The 202-nt window shown below is 61.9% G+C and carries 1 protein-coding gene and 1 pseudogene; both read right to left on the bottom strand.

The annotated features are described in order from the left end of the window. Positions 1 to 96 (bottom strand): annotated as a pseudogene (locus tag OC610_RS29525) (lipoprotein-releasing system ATP-binding protein LolD); the annotation flags it as partial. Then, a partial coding sequence (locus OC610_RS29520) for a hypothetical protein (RefSeq protein WP_264433446.1) occupies positions 89 to 202 on the bottom strand: 114 nt, incomplete at its 5' end. The pseudogene OC610_RS29525 and the gene OC610_RS29520, both read right to left, overlap by 8 nt.

The following is a 202-nucleotide window of genomic DNA, read 5'->3' as shown; positions in this document are numbered from 1 at the left end:
CGACAACACCACCACGGACTCCGGGCCTTCCTCGTAGGACTTACCCAGGTTGCGGCAGCTCAAGATCGCTTTTTCACTCATGCCCGACTCACTCATAACGTAACGCCTCCGCAGGCTGGGTGCGCGCGGCACGCCAGGCTGGATACAGGGTGGCGAGGAAACTCAGGACCAACGCGGCGCCGCAGACCATCAACACATCGTC

Origin of the sequence: Pseudomonas agronomica, from assembly GCF_025917275.1 — a bacterium.
GTDB classification, from domain to species: domain Bacteria; phylum Pseudomonadota; class Gammaproteobacteria; order Pseudomonadales; family Pseudomonadaceae; genus Aquipseudomonas; species Aquipseudomonas agronomica.
This window is presented reverse-complemented; position numbering and strand designations above follow the sequence as displayed.